15 protein-coding genes are annotated in these 21,931 nt (G+C 71.6%); 10 read left to right on the top strand and 5 right to left on the bottom strand.

The window, feature by feature from the left end; genetic code table 11:
- Positions 1-178: 178 nt before the first annotated feature.
- A complete protein-coding gene (locus ACFY0D_RS02930; protein ID WP_390796981.1) occupies positions 179-958 on the bottom strand; it encodes an MHYT domain-containing protein in 780 nt (259 codons plus the stop codon).
- 177 nt (positions 959-1,135) lie between these two features.
- Between ACFY0D_RS02930 and ACFY0D_RS02925 the strand changes: the two genes are divergently transcribed.
- Positions 1,136-1,735 (top strand): class I SAM-dependent methyltransferase, encoded by a 600-nt coding sequence (locus ACFY0D_RS02925; protein WP_390796645.1) that lies wholly within the window; start codon positions 1,136-1,138, stop codon positions 1,733-1,735.
- A 50-nt stretch (positions 1,736-1,785) separates the two neighbouring features.
- Here the strand turns inward: ACFY0D_RS02925 and ACFY0D_RS02920 are convergent, their stop codons facing one another.
- On the bottom strand, positions 1,786-2,703 hold the full coding sequence (locus tag ACFY0D_RS02920) for an oxygenase MpaB family protein (RefSeq protein ID WP_390796980.1): 918 nt from the start codon (positions 2,701-2,703) through the stop codon (positions 1,786-1,788).
- A gap of 132 nt (positions 2,704-2,835) precedes the next feature.
- On the opposite strand from ACFY0D_RS02920, the gene ACFY0D_RS02915 reads away from it, so the two are divergent.
- Entirely contained in the window at positions 2,836-3,633 is a 798-nt protein-coding gene (locus tag ACFY0D_RS02915) for a hypothetical protein (RefSeq protein WP_390796644.1), read from the top strand.
- Positions 3,634-3,939: 306 nt separating this feature from the next.
- A complete protein-coding gene (locus ACFY0D_RS02910) occupies positions 3,940-4,938 on the top strand; it encodes a polyprenyl synthetase family protein (protein ID WP_390796979.1) in 999 nt (332 codons plus the stop codon).
- A gap of 151 nt (positions 4,939-5,089) precedes the next feature.
- Here the strand turns inward: ACFY0D_RS02910 and ACFY0D_RS02905 are convergent, their stop codons facing one another.
- Positions 5,090-5,272: a hypothetical protein gene (locus ACFY0D_RS02905; RefSeq protein WP_390796643.1), complete on the bottom strand. Its 183-nt coding sequence runs from the start codon at positions 5,270-5,272 to the stop codon at positions 5,090-5,092.
- Positions 5,273-5,457: 185 nt separating this feature from the next.
- Here ACFY0D_RS02905 and ACFY0D_RS02900 point away from each other — a divergent pair, with 185 nt between their 5' ends.
- The 4 genes from ACFY0D_RS02900 (at position 5,458) to ACFY0D_RS02885 (ending at position 12,874) form a co-directional block, all read left to right on the top strand.
- Positions 5,458-8,508, top strand: a complete 3,051-nt coding sequence (locus ACFY0D_RS02900) for a DEAD/DEAH box helicase (RefSeq protein WP_390796642.1) — start codon at positions 5,458-5,460, stop codon at positions 8,506-8,508.
- On the top strand, positions 8,505-9,764 hold the full coding sequence (locus ACFY0D_RS02895) for an SWF or SNF family helicase (RefSeq protein WP_390796641.1): 1,260 nt from the start codon (positions 8,505-8,507) through the stop codon (positions 9,762-9,764). The genes ACFY0D_RS02900 and ACFY0D_RS02895 overlap by 4 nt, the downstream gene beginning before the upstream one ends.
- A gap of 214 nt (positions 9,765-9,978) precedes the next feature.
- Positions 9,979-11,298: a GAF domain-containing protein gene (locus ACFY0D_RS02890; protein ID WP_390796640.1), complete on the top strand. Its 1,320-nt coding sequence runs from the start codon at positions 9,979-9,981 to the stop codon at positions 11,296-11,298.
- 52 nt (positions 11,299-11,350) lie between these two features.
- A complete protein-coding gene (locus tag ACFY0D_RS02885; RefSeq protein ID WP_390796639.1) occupies positions 11,351-12,874 on the top strand; it encodes an aldehyde dehydrogenase family protein in 1,524 nt (507 codons plus the stop codon).
- A 131-nt stretch (positions 12,875-13,005) separates the two neighbouring features.
- Here the strand turns inward: ACFY0D_RS02885 and ACFY0D_RS02880 are convergent, their stop codons facing one another.
- A complete protein-coding gene (locus ACFY0D_RS02880; RefSeq protein ID WP_390796638.1) occupies positions 13,006-14,145 on the bottom strand; it encodes a helix-turn-helix domain-containing protein in 1,140 nt (379 codons plus the stop codon).
- An 86-nt stretch (positions 14,146-14,231) separates the two neighbouring features.
- Here ACFY0D_RS02880 and ACFY0D_RS02875 point away from each other — a divergent pair, with 86 nt between their 5' ends.
- Both ACFY0D_RS02875 and ACFY0D_RS02870 read left to right on the top strand, forming a co-directional pair.
- On the top strand, positions 14,232-15,287 hold the full coding sequence (locus ACFY0D_RS02875; RefSeq protein ID WP_390796637.1) for a ferredoxin reductase: 1,056 nt from the start codon (positions 14,232-14,234) through the stop codon (positions 15,285-15,287).
- Positions 15,288-15,294: 7 nt separating this feature from the next.
- A complete protein-coding gene (locus tag ACFY0D_RS02870) occupies positions 15,295-16,413 on the top strand; it encodes a fatty acid desaturase family protein (RefSeq protein WP_390796636.1) in 1,119 nt (372 codons plus the stop codon).
- 756 nt (positions 16,414-17,169) lie between these two features.
- Here the strand turns inward: ACFY0D_RS02870 and ACFY0D_RS02865 are convergent.
- Positions 17,170-19,431 carry a Dyp-type peroxidase gene (locus ACFY0D_RS02865; protein ID WP_390796635.1) on the bottom strand — a complete coding sequence of 754 codons (2,262 nt, stop codon included), beginning with the start codon at positions 19,429-19,431 and terminating at the stop codon, positions 17,170-17,172.
- A 336-nt stretch (positions 19,432-19,767) separates the two neighbouring features.
- Here ACFY0D_RS02865 and ACFY0D_RS02860 point away from each other — a divergent pair, with 336 nt between their 5' ends.
- Positions 19,768-21,744, top strand: coding sequence for a galactose oxidase-like domain-containing protein (locus ACFY0D_RS02860; RefSeq protein ID WP_390796634.1), 1,977 nt, complete (start codon positions 19,768-19,770; stop codon positions 21,742-21,744).
- Positions 21,745-21,931: the final 187 nt, after the last annotated feature.

The raw sequence follows: 21,931 nt of genomic DNA, 5'->3' as shown, positions 1-21,931 counted from the left end.
CGATGGGGCAGGTGAAACGGTGTGGCGGGTGGGGCGGTGAGGCAGTTGGGCTGATGCGGCGGGTGGGGTGCGGCGGGTGGGGTGCGGCGGGTGGGGTGATGCGGCCGCGGCCATGGCCCGTACGCAGCGGTGCGGTGCCGCAGGATCGGCCCGGTACACGGACTGGCGGTGCGTGCGATCAGTGCACGGTCACGGTGTGCTCCCCCAGGTGCCGGGCCGAAGCGGAGGCGGCGCGCTCGTCGACCGTCGGGGACAGCGCGACGAAGGCGGCGGTGATGAACAGGTAGGAGCCCAGCCCGACGGCGAGCGGGAAGATGAACTGCATGGCCGTGGCGCCGGGCAGGACCGCGTCCGAGGGGCTGACGCTGACGGCGACGGCCATCATCCCCGTGTAGTGCATGCTGCTCACGGCGGCGCCCATGACGAGCGAGGCGACGGCGACCGCCACCGGTGACTTGATGTTGAGCGCGGCCCACAGGGCGGCGGTCGCCGCGATCACGGCGATGGCGACGGAGAGTCCGACGGTGAGCGGATCGTAGGAGACGTCGCCGTGCAGACGCAGGGCCGCCATGCCCAGGTAGTGCATGCTGGCGACGCCGAGTCCGGTGGTCAGGCCCCCCAGAACGAGGGACCGGCCGCGCTCCTTTCCGTAGCCGACGGCGAAGACTCCGGCGCCGACGACCAGCACGGCGACGAACAGGCTGAGGATCGTGAGCGGCACGTCGTAGTGGATCTCGGTGCCCGTGACCTCGAAGCCGAGCATCGCGACGAAGTGCATGGTCCAGATGCCGGTGCCGATGGCGGAGGCCGCGGTGAGGAGCCAGTTGCGGCGGGAGGCTCCGGTCGTGGCGAGCGCGCGGACGGTGCAGCGCAGCCCGAGGGCGGCGCCGATCGATGCCATCACATATGACAGCGCGGGTGTCAGCCACCCATAGGCGGCGTGGTCCAGATGTCCCAGGTGTCCCATGGCCACGGGACGCTAGTCCGGGTGAGGGCGCGAACAGGGGGCGCATTTCGAAAGCCGCTGGAACTGCTGGAATATGACAGAGCTACGTTCATCTCCGATCGCACCACGTGCCACCTTGCGCACGGTCCGCAGGAACACGAGCCTGAGCGGGTGGGGGATCATGGGCACATGAGCGACGACCACACAGACGTGCAGGAGTTCTTCGGGGCGCGCGCGGCCGACTGGGACCGCAGGTTTCCCGGGGACGGGCCCGCGTTCACCACCGCCGTGGCCGAGTGCGGACTGCGGCCCGGAGACCGCGTGCTCGATGCGGGCTGCGGCACCGGGCGGGCCATGACCGCGCTGCGCGCCGCCGTCGGACCCGCCGGGACCGTGCTCGGCGTGGACCTCACCCCGCAGATGCTGGCCGCCGCGCGGCGGGCGGGGCGGGACGCCGAGGGCGCGCTGCTGCTCGCCGACGTGGCCCGGCTGCCGCTGGGCGACGAGGTGCTCGACGCGGTGTTCGCCGCGGGGCTCATCGCCCACCTGCCCGACCCGGGGGCGAACCTGCGCGAGCTCGCCCGCGTGGTCCGCCCCGGTGGCGGGCTCGCACTCTTCCACCCGATCGGGCGAGCGGCCCTCGCCGCGCGCCACGGCCGCGAGCTGACCCCGGAGGACATGCGGGCCGAGCACAACCTCGGCCCGCTGCTGACCGGTTCGGGCTGGGACATGGCCTCGTACGCCGATGACGAGGACCGATTCCTCGTGCTGGCCGTACGACGCCCCTGAATACATCCGTACGTCGGCCCCATGCCCGGGGTCCGCGGAGGTGACCGGGATCAGGCCGGAGGCTGGGCCTCGGCTCCGGCGGGCCGGCGGGGATGCGGAACGGGGCAGCCACCCGAGCCGGGCACGGGGAACGTGCCGAGCTCACCCACGTCGTAGCCGTCCGGATAGCCCTTGATCTCCGGGTTCTGGCGGGCGTAGTGCGGGGCCCGGCGCGGGGGCAGGAGCCGGACCGCGCGGCCGCGCAGCCACAGGGCGCCCTGGACGAGGCGCCGGACCGGGGCGCGCGGGGGCTCGTACCGGAAGGCGCCCAGCAGCGACTCGTCCAGGAGGGCGAGACTCGCGCGCCGCACGGCGGGGGCGACCGGCGCCGGATACCAGGAGGCCATGAGGTCGAGGGTGGCGTCGGCGACCTTGCGGGCGCCTTCGTCCCAGTCGAAGTGGGCCTCCTCGTAGGCGTCGAGGGCGGCTTCGAACTCCTCGTAGGAGCCCGGGATGTCCGTGATGCCCAGGTGGCGGCCGAGGGTGGCGTAGTAGTTCGCGCAGGCCCGGCGCTCGTGGTGGGTCAACGGACGCCAGCCGTAGACGTCCAGCCAGCGCGCCGGAATCACCACGAAGGTGCTCAGGACGTACCGCATGTCCTCGTTCGAGATGTCGTAGCTGCGGTGCATCTGGTTGACACGGCGGATGGCGGTGCGCGCGGTGTCGCTCTCGAAGCCGTGCTCGACGACCGCGTCCAGGAGCAGCGCGGTGTCGTCGTAGCGCTTCTGGGTCCGGTCGGTGAACTCGGCTGTCTCGGCCAGCAGGCCACCGATGCTCGGGACGGCGTAGGTCCGGAACAGGGCGAGTTCCAGGGCGCGGCTGAAGTCCCAGGGGAACTCGTAGGTGGCGGTGAGCCTGTAGATGGCGAGGAAATCCTTGTCGGGATCGAGACGGAGGATCTCCCTCAGCCGATCGTAACGCTGCACCAGGTGTCCCTTTCTGTGGCGGGTTCCCAACTCTACGTGCAGGTAGCAGCCTTGGAAATCGTGTCCCGCAAGCTCTCGACGGGCGGGTTACCCGCTGGTTAAGGTGCGCCGACGAGAGAGCTACCAGGAGGCCAGGTGTCCGACGACGAGGGTGGCGGCTCGCTGTATGTGCTGACCGCTGTGCTGCTGACCCCGGCGCAGTTCCCCGGCATTCTGGGCGACGACTTCCCCGAGGCCTGCTCCCTGCTGGGCGTGGCGCCGAACGGGGAGGGGTACGGGCTGGTGCTCGGCCAGGACGAGGAGGGCGCGCGCTGGACGGTCGTCGTGGACGACGTCTCGCTCGTCGCGACGGCCATCGCCTCCTGGGACTGCGGGATGGAGTACGACCTGTCCCCTGACGAGCGGACGATCGTGGTCTCGCTGGCGGGCTGGCCGCTGGAGTTGTCGGTGGCCGCGTCCGGAATCCCGGAGCCGCACGATCCTGAGCAGGGAGCGGACGGTACGGGGCGGGTCCCGCTCGCCCCGCCCTCGGCGGACGCCTGGGGTCCGGTGCAGCGGCGGATGGGCGCGGACCAGATCGCGCGGGAGTGGGCGGACTGGCGGGAGCGCGTGGCCACGGACGGCGGGGCGGCGGCCGCCGCGCACCCCGGGCTCGCGCGGGCGCTGGAGGAGGCCGTGGCGTACACGAAGACCCCGCCACCGCCCGGCCGGGTGCGGTCCTCGTTCGCCGGCGAGGGGGCCCGGACCCTGCGGGTGGACGGGCCCGGCTGGTCGCTCGTGGCGCGCACCGGCGAGGCGGCCTTCGTCCTGCTGGACGAGGAACCGGGCGAGGTGCTCACGGTCCCCCACGAGGGGGACTCGGAACAGCCGGACCTGCCCGACCTGCCGGACCTGCTGACGGCGCTGGACCGCATCGCGGTCCGCCCGTCGTGAAGACAAGCCGGAGCGGGCGCCGGCGGTGACGGCTGGGACGGCGGCGACGGCGGCGGCGGCGATAGCCAATAGCGGCGGCGACGGCATCGGCCCTGATGCGCGACCCATACCGGGCGGTTAGTCGGTAACCGGTCTCCGGGCGCGAACCGTTCCGACCCCTCGGCAATCGAAAAGAACCGGCCAAGAGGGCCGGAAATAGCTCTGGATCCCCTTCCTCCGGAATGATCGAATCGGCCAGTCAAGCGGCTCGAAGGTGCGCACCTCCCACCCGCGCCCATTTCACGACGGAGGCCATTCTTGAATTCCATGTCCTACCTGGACCTGCACCGGGAAGTCTCGCAGGACATCGACGCGGAGATCGACACCGCGCTGGAGCGGCTCGGCCCGGCGGCGGGCACGACCAGGAACTCAGTGGCCAAGCTCTTGGAGCACCGCAAACTGAGACATCCCCTCTCGGTGCTGCCGCTCCTCACACACGCCATGGAGACCGGCAATCCGAGGCCGGCCATTCCACTGTCCGCCGTCCACCTGCTGTGGTGGACCTCGGCCTGCTATCTCGACGACCTGACGGACGCCAACGGCGCCTCCATCCCCGGCGAGCTCAGCGAGAACGAGGCACTGCTCACATCCGTCATCACGGGGAACTCGCTCCCCATCCAGATCCTCCTCGCGCAAGATCTCCCGGAGTCGGCGCGCGGCGCGCTGATAACCGAGATCGTGAATGGCTGGATCATCAGTGTCGACGGCCAGATCGACGACATGCGCAGGGACATCTTCAGCGCCTCGCGGAAATCGGTGGCCGACACGTACCGCAGAAAGTCCGGTGCGCCCTTCGGAATGATCACGGCAATGGCCGCGATATTCTCGGGAACAACGACCGAGAAGGTGGAGCTGTGGCGTGAATTCGGCTACGTCTTCGGCATCCTTTGGCAAATGTTCAACGACCAGGAAGACATCCTGTCCGGCCGCAACGAGGACCTGCTCAACGGCACGGTGACCTATCTCCTCGCCTCCGTCATCGAGGACGCCTCGCCCGATTCCCGGGCCCGCATCCTGGGCCTGCGCGCCGCTGCCGGGCGCTCGCAGCAGGCCAGAGCGGAACTTGAGGGACTGCTGCGGACGCCCGCCGCCCTCGACCGGTACCGGGCGGAGATCGACGCGTTCCGCGCCGAGGGGTACCGGATCCTGGACGAACTGGGCGGCGACGAGACCTACTCGCCGATGCTCCGGCACCTCGTGGACCACGCGTCCCAGATGCTGCTCGAAGCGGACCTCGACCTGTCCGTCGTGAGCGGTGCCGCCTGACCCGGCCGCCGCCCGGGCGGGCCACACCTTTCGGGGCTCACCGCCACAGGACAGGCACGCCCCCGAGTCCCGCCGCGCGGCCATGCCCGCCGGGCTCCGCACCGATGCCGGAGCCCGGCCGCCCCGCCGGGCGACCGCGCGGCGGCCACGGTCAGCGGCCGATCTGCTTCCTGGATATACCCCGCAGCCGACGCCGCTGGGAGGAGTCCAGCAGGAGGTAGGCGGCGACCGGCGCGCCGATCAGGACCAGCAGCCCCGCCCAGAACCCCACGGTCCAGAACAGCACGACGGCTGCCACGACTCCGGCAACCGCGATCTTTCCGCTCGTGGACATCTGCGGACACCTCCTTCTGCCGTCGACCAACTACTACCCGCTCAACGTGCCGTCGAGACCAGGCGTTCCCCGACACCCGAACGTTCTTCGAAGTGACCCGGGGCAAGGCCCCGCCCACACCGTCGGGCGCCCTCGGTGGGGTACGCTCGGCCACCCCGTACCCGGTAGTCAAGTTTGAGGAATGCGTGCTCTCCGAGATCTCCGGCCTCATCCACCACCACTCCGCCGTGTTCCTTCCCGCCGACCCGGCCCGCGGCGGCCGGATCGCCCTCTGGCGGACCGACGGCAAGACGCCCGGCGCCCATGCCGGTGCCGGCGCCTCATCCCGCACCGGCAGCTCGGAGGAGCTCACCGTCATCACCCCCGGCCTGCGCCGGGCCACCGTGGTCGCACGCGTCCTGTCCGTGGATGAAGCCCTGCCCCTGCTCACCCGCGCCCGGTCCGCCGCAGCCGAGGCCCAGGCGGGCGCCGCCGCAGCCGAGGCCCAGGCGGGCGCCGCCGCAGCCGAGGCCGGAACCGCCGACCCGACCGACGGAACCGGGGGCTCCGCCACGGCGTTCTGGGGCGCCGCCGCACTGCTCGCCCTGCGCTTCGCCGCACGCGGACAGCTCCTTCCCGGGCTGAGCCCCGCCGGCCACGACGCCTGGCGGATCGGGCCGCTGCAGGCCGCCGACCTCGACGAGGTCCGGGAACTGGCCGCCGCCATGCCGCCCGCCGCCCACTGCGTGCCGCTGAACGCCGACGGGCCGCCCCGGCTGCCCGCGCCGGAACCGCTGCTGCGGGCCTTCCTCGACGCCGTCGCCGACACCCTCCCCCGCTCCCCCGCCGCGCCGGCGGCCGCCGGTGGCCCCGCCTACGCCGACCGCCCGCCGCAGCTCCACCCCGAACTGCGCGGCTGGGCCGCCGAGGTGGCCGCCGGCCATGACACCGGAGTGCGGATCTCCCTGCGGATCGAACTCGACCGAGTTCTCGACCCGGCCGCGGAACAGCACCCCGAAGCCGCCCCCGCCTTCCGGGCCGTCCTTCAGATGCACAGCCTGGCCGACGCCGCCCTCGTCGCCGATGCCGCCGACGTCTGGGCCGGATCAGGCGCCGCCGCGCGCGCCTTCCCGCCCGGGGCCCGGATGGACGCCCTCCGCGCCCTGCGCCGCGCCTCCCGGCTGTGGCCCCCGCTCACCCCGCTGCTGGGCGCGGCCGTCCCGGACGCGGTCGAACTCGCCGACGAGGAGGTCACGGAGCTGCTCGGCGAAGCCGCCGCCGCCCTGGCCGCCGACGGGGTCCAGGTGCACTGGCCGCGCGGGCTCCGGCGGGACCTGAGCGCGCGGGCCGTCCTCGGCTCCCCCGACGACACGACCGCGAGCGCCCGCCCCTCCGGTCTGCTCTCCCCCGGCGCCCTGCTCTCCTTCAGCTGGCGCCACGCCCTCGGCGACCAGGGCGATCTCACCCGCGCCGAACTCGACCGTCTCGCCGAGGCGAAACGCCCCCTGGTCCGGCTGCGCGACCAGTGGGTCCTGGTCGATCCCGCCGAAGCCCGCCGGGCCCGCGCCCGCCAGGGCCGTGAGATCGCGGCCGCGGACGCGCTGGCCGCCGTACTCACCGGGTCGGCGGAGATCGACGGCAAGCGGGTCGACGTAGAGGCCACCGGTCCGCTGGAAGGGCTGCGCGCGCGCCTCGCCGACGAGCCGCAGGAGGCCGCCGACGCCCCGGCCGACGCCCTCGGCGCGCCGCCGGAGCTGCGGGCCACCCTGCGCGACTACCAGCTGCGCGGCCTGCGCTGGCTGGCCCGGATGACCTCGCTCGGCCTCGGCGCCTGCCTCGCCGACGACATGGGCCTCGGCAAGACCGTCACCCTCATCGCACTCCACCTGCACCGCAACCGGCCCGAGAACCCCGCCACCGCCGGACCCACCCTGGTGGTGTGCCCGGCCTCGCTGCTGGGCAACTGGCAGCGGGAGATCGAGAAGTTCGCCCCCGGCACCCCCGTACGCCGCTTCCACGGCGCGGGCCGCAGCCTCGCCGGGCTCACGGGGCACGCTGGGCAAGCAGGGCAAGCAGGGCAAGCAGGGGGATTCGTCCTCACCACCTACGGCACCATGCGCCTGCACGCGCCCGAACTCGCCGCCACCGGCTGGGGCATGGTCGTGGCCGACGAGGCCCAGCACGTCAAGAACCCGCGTTCCTCCACCGCCAAGGCCCTGCGTACCATCCCGGCCGCGGCCCGCGTGGCCCTGACCGGCACCCCCGTCGAAAACGACCTCGCCGAGCTGTGGGCCATCCTCGACTGGACCACCCCCGGGATCCTCGGCCGCCTCGGCACCTTCCGGTCCCGCTACGCCGACCCCGTCGAGAGCGGCCGCGACCCGCAGGCCGCCGCCCGGCTGTCCGCGCTCGTGCGGCCGTTCCTGCTGCGCCGCAAGAAGTCCGACCCCGGCATCGCGCCCGAGCTGCCGCCCAAGACCGAGACCGACCACACCGTCGCCCTCAGCAGCGAACAGACCTCGCTCTACGAGGCGGTCGTACGCGAGACCCTCGCCGCGATCTCGGAGGCGGACGGGATGGAGCGGCGCGGTCTGGTGGTCAAGCTGCTGACCTCCCTCAAGCAGATCTGCAACCACCCGGCCCACTACCTGCGGGAGCACGGCCCGGCGGAACGCGGCGCCCGGGAGGCCGGTGGCGGTGGTGGCGACGGCGCCCGCTCCGGAAAGCTGGAGCTGCTCGACGAACTCCTCGACACGATCCTGGCCGAGGGCGGCTCGGTCCTCGTCTTCACCCAGTACGTGGCGATGGCCAGGATCCTGGAGAAGCATCTGGCCGGCCGCGGGATCGCCTCGCAGTTCCTGCACGGCGGGACGCCGGTGCCGCGCCGTGAGGAGCTCGTCGACCGTTTCCAGGCGGGCGAGGTCCCCGTGTTCCTGCTGTCCCTGAAGGCGGCGGGCACCGGGCTGAACCTCACCCGGGCCGGGCACGTCATCCACTTCGACCGCTGGTGGAACCCGGCCGTCGAGGAACAGGCCACCGACCGCGCCTACCGCATCGGCCAGACCCAGCCCGTACAGGTCCACCGGATCATCGCCGAAGGCACCGTCGAGGACCGGATCGCACAGCTCCTGGCCCGCAAACGCGCCCTCGCCGACGCCGTCCTCACGGGCGGCGAGGGCGCGCTGACCGAACTGACCGATGCCGAACTGGCCGAACTCGTGGCGCTGCGCCCGACCCGCGCGGGGAGTGAGCGATGAACACCCGGGATCCGTACGAGAAGACCTTCCCGGCCGTGGCGCCCACCCGCGGCCGCGGCTTCGCCGACACCTGGTGGGGCCATGCCTGGCTGCGCGCCCTGGAGGACAGCGCGCTCGACGGGACGCAGGTCAAGCAGGGTCGCCGGTACGCGCGCTCGGGGGCGGTCGGCGCGGTGTCGGTACGCCCCGGCGGGCTCACCGCGGTGGTGCGCGATCCGGACGGGACGGCGCACCGGACGGACGTGCTGGTGCAGGAGTTCACGGAAGCGGAATGGGACCGCCTGCTGAATCTGGCCGCCGCGGAGGCCGGGTACATCGCGGCGCTGCTCGACCGGGAGGTGCCGCCGGAGCTCGCCGAGGACGCGGCCGCGGCCGGGGTGGAGCTGCTGCCCGGCATCGGGGACCTCGATCCGCGCTGCGACTGCGGCGAGTGGGACCACTGCCGGCACACGGCCGCGCTCTGCTACCAGGTGGCCCGGCTGCTGGACCAGGACCCCTTCGTGCTGCTGCTCCTGCGGGGCCGGGGCGAGCGCGAGCTGGTGGACGAACTGGCGCAGCGGAGCACGGCGGAGGCAGCAGGACATGCTCCGCGAACGCCCGCCGAGGAGGGGGTCCCGGCGGCGGAGGTCTTCGCGGCGGGCGCCGTCCTTCCTGCCCTGCCCCCGGTGCCGGGCCTGCCACAGGCGCCGGGCCAGCCGCCGTCGCTGGACACGGAGGTCGAACCGGAACCACATCTCGACGTGGACGCGGTGGAGTTCCTGGCCCAGGCGGCCGCGGCCGAGGCCCACCGGCGGCTCGCGGAGGCGCTGGCTCCGGGACACGCCGATCGCGCCCCGGCGACCCCTCTCACGCGCGCCGAAGACGCCGTACGACTCACAGCCGGGGCTCATGACTTCCGGGTCCGTTCCCGCCTGGCGGCGGCTACCGGGCGCAGCCGGGCCGACATGGAACTGGCCGTACGCGCCTGGGGCTTCGGCGCGGCCCCGGGCCTCGCGGCGCTGGAGGACGACTGGACGCCGGACCGGAGCACACTGGCCCGTGCCCGTGCGGCCCTGGCCGCGGCGTGGGCGGAGGGCGAGGCGCCGGTGCTCCGCCGGGTCCGCGCCCGCTGGACGCAGGCGGGCACCGGCCGCCAGCTCCGGCTGGGCCGGGAGGGGCGCTGGTGGCCGTACCGCCGCGAGGCGGGCCGGTGGATCCCGGCGGGGCCGTCCGCCCCGGACCCGGGCTCGGCGCTGGAGGCCGATCCCGCCCCATGAGGTTTCGGCCCGCGCGGGCCGCGTACCGCCGGCGCCCTGGCCGACGTACGGCTTGCCGGGACCCGGTACGGGGACGACGATGGGGACGCTCCGTAGCTCGGTGGCTCCGCGGCTCCGTCACTCCGCAGCTCGGTGACTCCGCAGCTCGGCTGCTCCGGCATCCCGCAGCTCCGCAACTCCGCAGCTGTGTACCGCGGCACCACGGGAGGGTGACATGGGCGATCCGTCGGTGGCGCTGCCGGGCGGGGCCGATCCGGCCGCGCGCACGCGCGAACTACGGCGGGCCCATGCCGCGTTCACCCGGGACGGGCGGGTCGAGGAGCCGGTCCGGGCGGTCATCGCGCGGTCCTGGCGGCGGTGCGCCCGGGCCCGGCTCAGCCCGGAGTGCGCGCCCCGGGTGGAGCTCGCGGAGGCGGAGCTGCGCTCGTACCGCGAGGAGCACCCGCTGGCCCGGGTGATGCCGCTGTTCCGGGATCTCGTCGGGGCGTTCGCCGCGCACGGGGCCCACCTGCTGGCGGTGTGCGACGCGCGGGGCAGCCTGCTGTGGGTGGAGGGCGAACCGGGCACCCTGCGGAGGGCCGAGGGCCTCGGCTTCGTCCCGGGTGCGCGCTGGGCGGAGTCGGCGATGGGGACCAACGCGCCCGGGACGGCGGTCGCGACGGGCGAGCCCGTGCAGGTCTTCGGGGCCGAGCACTTCAGCCGCCGGGTGCACCTGTGGACCTGCGCGGCGGCCCCGGTGCGGGACCCCCGGACCGGAAGGCTGCTGGGCGCGGTGGACATCACCGGGGGCGACGGCCTGGCCCACCCGCACTCCCTCGGCTTCGTGCAGGCGGTGGCCCGGGCGGCGGAAGCCCAGCTGACCCTGCTCGAACCGGATCCGCCGGCCGCCCGCGACACACTCACAGCCCTCGGCCAGGACGAGGCACTGCTGGTCACCGCCGGTCGCACGCTCCGGCTGGGGCGGCGGCACAGCGAGATCATGGCGCTGCTCGCGCACCATCCCGAGGGCTTGTCGGGCGAGGAGCTGGCGATCGCCCTGTACGAGGACGAGTCGGTGTCACCGGTGACGTTGCGTGCCGAGATCTCCCGGCTGCGCGCCCTGCTGGGGCCTTCGGCGCCGCTTTCGCGCCCGTATCGCACGGCCGGTCCGCTGGACGCGGATTTCACCGCCCTGACCCGGCAGTTGGCCGCCGGGGCGGTGTCCGCGGCCCTCCACCACTACCCCGGCCCCCTGCTGCCGGCCTCCATCGCGCCCGGCATCGTCCGGCTGCGGCGCCGGATCGAGGACCAGGCGCGGGCGGCCGTGATCGCGCGGGCGGATGCCGGGCTGCTGACCGACTGGGTGTGCGGCCCGTGGGGCGCGGACGACCCGGAGGCCTGGCGGGCGCTGGCGGCGGCGCTGCCGCCGGAGCGCAGGCCGGCCGCGCTCGCCCGCGTACGCGCCCTGGACCGGGAGCTCGGCGTGCGCCCGGACCCGGACCCGGACCCCGGTGGACGGCGGCGTGCAACGTATCCGCAACCTGCCCGCTCCTAGCCTCCACCGAGCGCTGTCCGACGGCGGCCGGCGCCCGGCAGGGGAGGACACCATGGCCCGCTACGCTGCGCCCGGTACCGAGGGGGCGCTCATGTCGTACGCGCCCCGCTACGACCACTTCATCGGCGGCGAGTACGTTCCGCCCGCCCGCGGGCGCTACTTCGAGAACCCCTCCCCCGTCAACGGCCAGGTCTTCACGGAGGTCGCCCGGGGCACGGCCGAGGACGTGGAGCGGGCGCTGGACGCGGCCCACGCGGCGGCGCCCGCGTGGGGGCGTACCTCGGTCACCGAGCGGTCGTCGATCCTGCTGCGCATCGCGGACCGGATGGAGCAGAACCTGGAGGCCCTCGCGGTCGCGGAGACCTGGGAGAACGGCAAGCCGGTGCGGGAGACCCTGGCGGCCGACCTGCCCCTGGCCGTCGACCAGTTCCGGTACTTCGCGGGAGCGCTGCGCGCGCAGGAGGGCGCGCTGAGCCAGCTCGACGACGACACCGTCGCCTACCACTTCCACGAGCCCCTGGGCGTGGTCGGGCAGATCATCCCGTGGAACTTCCCGATCCTGATGGCGGTGTGGAAGCTGGCCCCGGCGCTGGCGGCCGGGAACACGGTGGTGCTGAAGCCGGCCGAGCAGACCCCGGTGTCGGTGCACTACTGGCTGAGCCTGGTCGCGGACCTGCTGCCGCCGGGCGTGGTCAACATCGTCAACGGCTTCGGGGAGGAGGCGGGCAAGCCTCTCGCGTCCAGTCCCCGGGTGGCGAAGATCGCCTTCACCGGGGAGACCGCCACCGGCCGGCTGATCATGCAGTACGCGGCCGAGCACCTGAAGCCGGTCACCCTGGAACTCGGCGGCAAGAGCCCGAACCTCTTCTTCGACGACATCTGGTCGACGGACGACGACCTGCGCGACAAGGCCCTGGAGGGCTTCACGATGTTCGCCCTCAACCAGGGCGAGGTGTGCACGAGCCCGTCACGCGCTCTGATCGAGCGGGGCCGGTACGGGGACTTCCTCGACGCGGCCGTGGCCCGCACCGAACTGATCGTGCCGGGGCACCCGCTGGACACGGACACGATGATCGGGGCACAGGCGTCGGAGGAACAGCTGAAGAAGGTCCTGTCGTACGTGGAGATCGGCCAGCGGGAGGGCGCGAAGATCCTGACGGGCGGCGAGCGCCGGCAACTGGAGGGCGATCTCGCGGGCGGCTTCTACGTCCAGCCGACCATCTTCGAGGGCGACAACCGTATGCGGATCTTCCAGGAGGAGATCTTCGGGCCGGTGGTGTCGGTGACGTCCTTCCAGGACTTCGACGACGCCGTACGGATCGCGAACGACACGGCGTACGGCCTGGGCGCGGGCGTCTGGACCCGGGACATCAACACCGCCTACCGCGCGGGACGCGCGATCCAGGCGGGCCGCGTCTGGACGAACTGCTACCACGCCTACCCGGCACATGCTGCTTTCGGAGGCTACAAGCAGTCGGGCATCGGCCGCGAGACCCACAAGATGATGCTGGAGCACTACCAGCAGACCAAAAACCTCCTGGTCTCCTACTCCCCCAAGAAGCTCGGCTTCTTTTAGAGCCTGAAAGACGGCGCCTGACCTGGGCTTTCGCCCGCCAGGCGCCGTCGGCTCAACCCGCTCGACACGGGTGTCAACTCTTTCTGTTCCTCCCGGTTCACCCAGCCCCTCTCCCACGGTCGAGGTACGCGTCAGCTGACCCGAAGACCGACCGCCAGCGTCAGTTCGAGGACCCGGTGTGGCGATGCGAGATCCGGAAACAGCTCCCGCAGCTGCGACATCCGGTACCGGACGGTCTGGGGATGGACGAACAACGCCGCCGCCACCTCGTCCCGCCTGCCGTGGTGAAGCAGCCACGCCCGCAACGTCTCCTCCAGCCGCCGTGCGGTCGCGACAGGCAAGGTCCGCAACGGTGCGAGGGCTCGGGCCCGCAGGTCCGCGAACGCGTCCACGTCGGCGCTCAGCACCAGCTCGGGCAGGTGGTCTTCGGTGTCGCGAATATCGGAGGAGAGGGAACGCGCGCGTGCGGCTCGTGCGTACGAGGCGGACGCACGAGTCCATGGCCGGGCCGGGCCGACCACGGCGGTGCGGTCGGTCAGCTGCCGCAAGAGATGCGACCGGTCGGCATCGGGGACGAGCAGCACGCCGGAGGCGTCCGGCAGATCGTCGAGGACGAGTGTGCTCGGGTCGAGCGCGCGGTAGGCAGGCCGGGTCTGGGCGGCGGGCAGCAAGACGGCGGTCAGTGAAACCGGAGGCTGCCACCCGGCCCGTTGAACAGAGGCCAGCAGCACGTCCGGGCTCGCGCCGGCGAGGAGGTCGCGGGCCAGGTGTTCCAGGTGGCGCTCGTGGTCCCGGCCCCGGGCAGCCAGTTCGTCGGCGTGGCCCGCGGCGCTCGCGGCGGAGAGCTCGTCGATGTAGGCGAAGGTCAGCTCGGCGAACTTGGCGACCTCGGCGGCAGGCAGACCTGCGGGTACGGCACCCGCCGCCAGGCATCGCCAGGCCACGCGGGCGCCGACGCGGTAGGCGCTGAGCAGGGCGTCCATCGAACGCCCGTCGCGCACCTCGCCGCGGCCCAGCTCGTAGGCCGCGTCACCGGCGTCGCCGCCCGTGGCGGTCCCGCTCGCGAGGTCCAGATAGTGCCCCAGGGCGGTGCGGACCGCTCGGCGGATGGTGACGCCCATGCGGCCCGAGAGGGCGTTGGCGTAGGGAGGGACCTCGTCGATGATCGCCTGGACGACCTCATCGGCGGTGGTCTTCAGCCCGGCCCGAATGGCGGTGACCGTCGCCTGCTCCAGGACCAGTTCGGTGACCCTCCGGATTGGATGGCTCATATTTTATTCCCTGCGAACAATCCTGCCGATCAAATTTACGTCTTGCGGTCAGGACTTTACGCCTTGAGGCGCATCAAGCTGGGGTCATGACGAGTGCAGCCCTCCGCAGCAGGGCATGGAAACTGCTGGAGATGGTCACGACGCCGCTGCTGCCGTCGGACTACCTCGACCTGGTCAGCCCGCTGCGTGCGGGCGCTGACCTGCGTGGGCGCATCGAGGCCGTGCACCCCGAGACGGCCGACGCCGCGACCATCGTGATCAGGCCGGGAAGGGGCTGGCGCGGTCACACGGCCGGTCAGTACGTGCGGATCGGGGTCGACGTCGACGGGAGGCGCCTGTGGCGCGCCTACTCGATCACCTCGCCGACGAACCGCCAGGACGGCCGCGTCACGATCACCGTGAAGGCGATCCCGGACGGCAAGGTCAGCAACCACCTGGTCCGCAGGGCGAAGCCCGGCACGCTGGTCCAGCTCGACCGGCCGACCGGTGACTTCGTACTGCCGCAGGCCAAGCCCGCCAAGGTGCTCTACCTGACGGCCGGCAGCGGCATCACGCCCGTGATGGGCATGCTGCGCGACATCGACTTCGACGACGTCGTCATGGTCCACTGCGCGCCACAGCCGCAAGACGTGATCTTCCGCGACGAACTGCACGACCTGGTCGCGGCCAAGAAGCTGCGGCTCACCGAGGTGCACACCGACACGGACGGCGTGCTCGACATCGCCCGACTCGACGAACTGGTCCCCGACTGGGCCGAGCGCGAGACCTGGGCCTGCGGGCCCGCGGGCCTGCTCGACGCCGCCGAGGAGTTCTGGAGCGGCCACGGCGTCGGAGAGCGCCTGCACACCGAGCGCTTCCGCCCCCGCATCGTCGTCGCCGGTGACGGCGGTGAGGTCACGTTCAGCGCCACCGGCAAGACCGTCGACGCGGACGGCGCCACGCCGTTGTTGGACGTCGGCGAGGAGGCCGGCGTGCTCATGCCGTCCGGGTGCCGCATGGGTATCTGCTTCGGCTGCGTCACGCCGCTCAAGGCGGGCGCCGTCCGCGACCTGCGCACCGGCGAGATCACCGAGGCCGAGCCGGGCGTCCTCATCCAGACCTGCGTGTCCGCCGCGGCGGGCCCCTGCGACATCGAACGGTAGGAGCACCTTGACCGCCATCGACCCCACCGCCCACCTGACCGCGGAGCAGATCGAGGAGCTCGGCCGCGAGCTGGACGCGATCCGCGACGAGGTGATCGCCGGCCGCGGCGAGAAGGACGCCGCCTACATCCGGAAGGTCATCTCGGCGCAGCGCACGCTCGAGCTGGTCAGCAGGGGCGTGCTGCTGTTCTCGTTCTTCCCGCCCGCATGGCTGATCGGCACCGCCGGTCTGTCCGTGGCGAAGATCATGGACAACATGGAGATCGGCCACAACATCCTGCACGGCCAGTGGGACTGGATGCGAGACCCGAAGATCCACTCCACCACCTGGGAATGGGATCACGTCTCGCCGGCCGCCCAGTGGAAGCACTCGCACAACGAACTGCACCACACGTACACCAACGTGATCGGCAAGGACAACGACCTCGGCTACGGCATCATGCGCGTCGACGAGGACCAGAAGTGGCACCCGTTCCACCTCGGCCAGCCGCTGTGGAACTTCATCAACGCCTGCTTCTTCGAGTACGGCATCGCAGCGTACGACCTGGAGCTCGGCAAGAACCTGCACAAGCGCCGCCGCAAGAGCCCGGAGTTCCGCGCGCGGGCCAAGGCCGTGGGACGCAAGATCCGCAAGCAGGTGCTCAAGGACTACGTGATCCACCCCCTGCTGTCGGGCCCGTCGTTCCTCACCACGCTCGCCGCCACGTTCACCGCGAACCTGGTCCGCAACATCTGGTCCCACTCGGTGATCATGTGCGGGCACTTCCCCGAGGGCGTGCAGGTCTTCGAGCGCCGGTCGATCAAGGGCGAGACGCGCGGCCAGTGGTACCTGCGCCAGATGATGGGCTCGGCGAACATCAGCGGCAGCAGGGCCATGCACTTCATGACCGGCAACCTGTCGCACCAGATCGAGCACCACCTGTTCCCGGACCTGCCGAGCAACCGGTACGCCGAGGTCGCGGTGAAGGTGCGCGCGCTGTTCGAGAAGTACGAGCTGGAGTACGTCACCGGGCCGCTGCCCAAGCAGGTGTTCTCCGCGTGGCACAAGGTCTTCCGGCTCTCGCTGCCGAACAAGAAGCCCAAGGTCAAAACGCCGGACCGCGAGCAGGAGCTCGTCGCTGCCTGATTCCCGGTAGCCCTCGATCGCCTTCTTCAGCTCCCGGTTCCCGCCCTGGCGGGGGTAGCCGTGGGCAGTGGCGCCTGCTGCCGCGGCTGCGGCCGTGGTGGTCACGAAGATCCCCTTCACGGGATGGATCCCTGACACCCCGAGGGGACACGGAGGCGCGAAGGGGTACCGGAGAAGGACGGCTGCGACCCGTACGGTCGGCCGTTCTCGCTCTGCACGCCGCCCCGCCCACCGGACCTCGGAAGGACCGGGCGGTCCGCAACGACGTCCTGATCCGTGGTGCTGACGGGCTACTCCTCGGGCTCGAGTCACAACTCTCCCCGCGCAACCCGCGTGAGATTCAGACACGGGATGTGGCGGCCCGACCGGTGGGCGTGCTGGACTGCCGGATCCCTGCCGCCCGGGCCGGGGCGTACCAAGATCCGGACCATTTCCGGGCCAGCCCCTGTCAGAAGGCCTCACCGGCTACCGTTTCAGCGGGTCAGGATGAGTACAGCTGCTGTACCACCAGCAGACGAAGAACCTATTAGTAAGCTGTTCCCCCAAAAAGCTCGGCTTCTTCTAAGAAGTAAAGCCCCGGCAGCGACACCGTTCGCCATCAGCCGCCGGTGCGGCCCGACTGCCTGGCCGGAACACGCCGAGACCACGCCCGCCTCTCCGGTCCCGCCACGGCTGGGCCCCCGGGGCGGGCCGTGGCGGGGATGCGGTGGCCCATGGTCGAACGGCCGCTCCCGAGGGCCGAGGGCAGGGCATCCGTCAGCCCGTCAGCGACCTCCACATGGTCAGGGGTCGGTCCTCGACCGTGATCTGGTCCTCGTGGCCGTGGCCGTCGCGGATCACGATGATCCGGTACTGGTCCTGGTGGAACACCCAGAACAGACTCATGCCGTTGATCCGCTGCATGTCCGGGACCGCGAGGAATTCGTCGACCCTTGTGATCCCGGTCAGTGATCGCCATAGGTCGAGCCCTCGGTCGCCGCGCTCGAGGGCGTCCTGGTGCATCCTGCCGTCGGCGATCGAGATGAGCCGGTAGACCTGACGACCCATGAGGGTGTGGAAGACCCAGTAGTGGCTCTTGCCGTCCACCCGCTGCATGTCGGGCACCGGCAGGAAGGCGTCCACCCTTTCGATGCCGCTGAACGAGGCCCAAGCGGAGAGGGAACGGTCCGGCAGGTCGGTCCCGGCCGCCTGCTCGGGAGGGAGCCCGGACTCGGCGCCGTCGGCGATCCAGATCCGCCGGTAGACCTGCCGGCCCTCGACGGTGTGGAACAGCCAGAACCGGCTGCGGCCATTGATCCGCTGTTCGTCCGGGACGGGCAGGACCGCGTCGACCTTCGTCACTCCGATGTAGCACGGCCACATGGTCAGCGGCCGGTCGGGGCGCTCGGTGACGTCCGTGTGCTCGTCCCCGTCGGCGATGGAGACGGTTCGCCAGACGGCGCCGTCACTGCCCGCCCCATACGCCCAGTACCAGCTCTTGCCCTTGTCCCGTTGCATGTCGGGGATGGGCAGGAAGGCGTCGGTCGGCCGGACTACGGTGGGCGGCTTGTCGGTGAGCCGGCCGTCACCGAGCAGCCGTAGCAGGGTCAGCGAGGGAGCGAAGGCGTAGACGGACCCCTCGGTGAAGACGAACTGGCTCAGGCTCAGCTGCGTGGTCTTGCCGGGGGTCTCGTAACTGAGCTTGCCGGCGGCGCCGACCATTCCGTCGGGGCCGGGCTTGTTGGTCCGGTTGGGTGGGAAGTCCGGGCTGTCGATCCATGCCTTCTGGATGAACTCGAACTGCTGCACAAGGTCCGACTGGTAGCAGACGAAGAGCAGGCCGCGCTTCTCGTCGGGCCCTCCGGGGCCCTCCGAGGCGGGGTCGAAGGGCGCGCCGTACGGGGCGCCGCGGCGGATGATCCGGCGGCGGTCCATCACCGGATTCTCGTCGAACGGCGGATCACCGGGCTTCTCCTGCAGGCCGTCCCGGGGGTTGGTCTTGCGCAGATGCGAGAAGAGCGGGGTGATGAAGCCCTCGGGGTCGTTGCGGTAGCCGAAGTCGTTGTCCTCCCCGGCCAGCGCGCTGGAGGGCCGGTCGGCATTCGGGCACGTGGCGACGGGAGTGCCGGACCGCCACCGGCCGACGAGGCGGGCGGCCAGCCACTCCGTGGTGGCCTCGGGCGGCGCCACCTTGGCCTGCTTGAGCGCCTTCAGCTGCCCGGCGACCTGGAACCAGAAGCCGGGGACGTCCTGGCCGAGCCGGCGCACCACCTGGAAGCTGCCGTTGTCAGCCCAGTCGGGCGTCTCGTGCGGCACGCCGCCGACCCGGTCGTGCCCGACGACGAACTCGCCGGGCGGGATCAGCCGGGTGCCGTGATGGCCCTTGACGTACTCGGGCTTGACGGGGTCCGGCTCGTCGAAGCCGATGACACCGGGCTCGCTGACGCCGTCCTTGAAGCCGAAGTGCTCCTTCCCCCTCCGGCTGCCGGACAGGGTGGCGGCGTCCTGCTGGAACACGATCACGATCTTGGCCGCGGCGCACGCCTCGCGCTGCTGTCTGACCGTCGCCTGGAGGTCCTGGACGGTGTCCGAGGCGACGGTGAGCACGGCGTGGACGACCTGGCCCTTGCCGTTGCCGAAGAGCCACATCTCCGGCGAGCTGTCGCCGGTGTCCCCGAGTGCCCGCTTGTCCGAGCCCTGCTTGAAGGCCTCCAGACCGCTGCCGGGCTTGACGGAGGGCAGCGGGTCCTTTCCGGTCAGCTCACGCAGGCCCGCGCAGGTGAAACTGACATTGATCCAGGTGGCCTTCAGCGCCTTCGGGTCGTCGCCGGCCGAGGCCTTCCTGGCCTTGCTGAAGGCGGCATTGAAGGTCGCCACCTGCCTCGTCGTGGAAATCTGCGGTTCCAGCGCCTTGACCCAGGTGCGCGCCCGCGCCGCATCCTCGAACTTGAGGAACAGCAGGGTCATCTGGTCCTTCTTGAAGCCGGCGATCACATCGCCCTGGATGTCGTCGCTCTCACGCAGCTTGAGATCGTCCACCGTGCTCTCCCTAGAAGATCGACACCTCCACGCCAATGCTGCGCAGAGTAATCAACAACGTATGCAGCACTCCCGCGCCCTCCCACCGACCGACTGGCCGATTACGCCGACCGCCACCCATTTACGCCTCGAATGCGCTGGTAGAAGGCGTGAAGAAACCTTTGGGTTGGCCGGAGTCACCCACCTGCACGCCTCGGAGTGACAGCCGACCGGCGCGCCTCATTACTGAAGATCGTCACTGTGCGTGAACATGTGGCAATCCTGGTGCAGCCCGTGTCAGCCGACGTGTCCCCCAGCCGGGGCCGCTGCGCCTTCCTCTCGCCAGCAAGGAGTCCCATGTCCCGCAGCAATCCGCGCCCACCCGCCCGCCGGAGGCTCGCCACGGCGATCTCAGTCTGCGCCGCCACCGCGATGGCCGTGTCCATGGCCCTGGCGTCGGCAGGCCCCGTACTCGCCCACACCGGTCACGGAGACGAGGGCGATGCCGTCCCGTACGGCCCCGCCTCCCGGGCAGCGAGCGCACCGGTCACCGTCGACCCGGAGGAGGCTGCGACGCTCGGCAAGGAACACGCCGAGGAGCACGCCCGCACCCGGATGGCCATGGCCGGCGTCGGCGAGTACCCGCAGACCACCCGTACGGAGCGGCTCAAGGCGCTGACCGCCTCCCAGGAGAAGGCCAACGCGTCCTTCGACGCGGCCGAGTTCGGCCGGTTCCAGGAGTACTTCCAGTCCCCGGACTTCGCGGCCCACATCGCGCTGCTGCCCACCGGCAAGGTCCTGCTGTTCTCCTTCGAGCGGATCGAGACCAACCCGCAGAATGAGCCCGCCCCCACCCAAACCATCGGCAAGGAGAACGCCGGCCGCGCCTGGATCTGGGACCCCGCCAAGGGGACCGGCGCCGGCGCGTTCACCGAGAAGAAGCCGCCGGTCATCAACATGCCCGACGGCAAGAACGAACCCCGCCCGGCCCCGTTCTTCTGCGCCGGCCACTCCTACCTGCCCAACGGCATGCTCGGCGTCTTCGGCGGCAACCTTGGCGGCAACGGAGGCAGTGGCGCCAAGCTGTCCCTGGTCTTCGACCCGTGGGCGGAGGAGTGGTACCTGAACAAGGACATGTCCGTCGGCCGGTGGTACCCGAGCGTGGTCACCGGCGCCGACGGACGCCAGGTGATCATGTCCGGTCAGTCGGAGCTCGGCTGGGGCACCCCCACCGCCGTCGTCGAGCGCTTCCCCGCCGCGACCCACCAGGTGCCCTTCGAGAAGTCGGTCAAGCCGATCGGCTGGGGAGTGGACCAGCTCAAGACCGAAGCCCCCTTCAAGTGGGACTATCCGCAGCTGTTCTCGTTGCGCGACGGGAAGATCTACGGACTCGGCCGCTCCGTGGACCAGCAATGGCTCTTCGACACCGTCGCCGACACCAAGACCGACCTGCCGAACCGCCCGGACATCAACAAGGGCAAGCCGGGCCCGGACGGTGGGGAGTGGAGGCGCAACTACGGCTCCGCCGTCCCCCTGCCGGCCGGCTTCAGAGGCCCCGACTCGGTCCTGGTCCTCGGCGGCGACCGTAACGACCCGAACACCTACCGTCTGGCCGGCGGCAAGTGGAACACCGAGAAGCCCCGCGCCTTCGGCCGTACCCAGGACGACACCCTGCTCCTGCCGAACGGCAACCTGCTCACCGTCAACGGCGCCTTCGACATCCGCGACTACGGCAACGGGCCGTACAACCCCAACGCCGACCTCAAGTACCGCCAGGTCGAACTGCGCGACGAGAACGGCGACTGGAAGCTCGGCCCCGTCCAGCGGCTTCCGCGCGGCTACCACTCCAACGCCGTGGTCCTCCCCGACGGCCGAGTCATGGTCACGGGCGACGAGCTCCAGCAGCTCGCCAACGACCCCGACATCACCGACAACAACAACGGCAGCATCGAGATCTACGAGCCCGCCTATCTCCACCAGGGCAACCGCCCCGCGCTCGGCCTGATCTTCAACCCCAGCGTCGCCTACAACGAGAAGATCACGGTCAGCACCAGCACGCCCAACGACGTCACCCGCGCCGTCCTACTGGCCCCGACCACCGCCACCCACTCGATCAACACCAGCCAGCGTCACCTCGAACTGCGCATCAAGAGCCGCGGCGGCAACTTCCTGGAGCTCCAGGCCCCACCGACCGCCGCCGCGGCCCCGCCCGGCCACTACATGCTCTTCCTCCTCAACGAGGAAGGCGCACCGAGCAAGGCGGGCTGGATCCAGCTCAAGCCCCCGACGGTCGCCGCGGGTGCCACCGCCACGAAGGCGAAGGCCGGCGGCTGACACCCGCCGGCACCTCCGGGACGAACCCCCAGCGTGGTCGCGGGACACGGCTGGGGGCACTCCACGCGTACCGCCCACGTGAGCCCCGCTGCCCCTCAGGGTGGCCGGGGACGGCGGGCGGCCGGTGCAGCCAGCTCCCCGGCACGGCCGGGGCCTGGGCGCAGTCGCCGGAATTCCACCCACGGCT

Source organism: Streptomyces sp. NPDC001502, assembly GCF_042894785.1.
Taxonomy (GTDB): domain Bacteria; phylum Actinomycetota; class Actinomycetes; order Streptomycetales; family Streptomycetaceae; genus Streptomyces; species Streptomyces kutzneri.
This window is presented reverse-complemented; position numbering and strand designations above follow the sequence as displayed.

Bases quoted from the DNA above. Each gene is read 5' to 3' on its own strand.
- ACFY0D_RS02860 (WP_390796634.1), top strand. From the start codon at position 19,768: ATGTCCCGCAGCAATCCGCGCCCACCCGCCCGCCGGAGGCTCGCCACG.
- ACFY0D_RS02910 (WP_390796979.1), top strand. From the start codon at position 3,940: ATGTCCTACCTGGACCTGCACCGGGAAGTCTCGCAGGACATCGACGCG.
- ACFY0D_RS02875 (WP_390796637.1), top strand. From the start codon at position 14,232: ATGACGAGTGCAGCCCTCCGCAGCAGGGCATGGAAACTGCTGGAGATG.
- ACFY0D_RS02890 (WP_390796640.1), top strand. From the start codon at position 9,979: ATGGGCGATCCGTCGGTGGCGCTGCCGGGCGGGGCCGATCCGGCCGCG.
- ACFY0D_RS02925 (WP_390796645.1), top strand. From the start codon at position 1,136: ATGAGCGACGACCACACAGACGTGCAGGAGTTCTTCGGGGCGCGCGCG.
- ACFY0D_RS02880 (WP_390796638.1), bottom strand. From the start codon at position 14,145: ATGAGCCATCCAATCCGGAGGGTCACCGAACTGGTCCTGGAGCAGGCG.
- ACFY0D_RS02905 (WP_390796643.1), bottom strand. From the start codon at position 5,272: ATGTCCACGAGCGGAAAGATCGCGGTTGCCGGAGTCGTGGCAGCCGTC.
- ACFY0D_RS02885 (WP_390796639.1), top strand. From the start codon at position 11,351: ATGGCCCGCTACGCTGCGCCCGGTACCGAGGGGGCGCTCATGTCGTAC.
- ACFY0D_RS02895 (WP_390796641.1), top strand. From the start codon at position 8,505: ATGAACACCCGGGATCCGTACGAGAAGACCTTCCCGGCCGTGGCGCCC.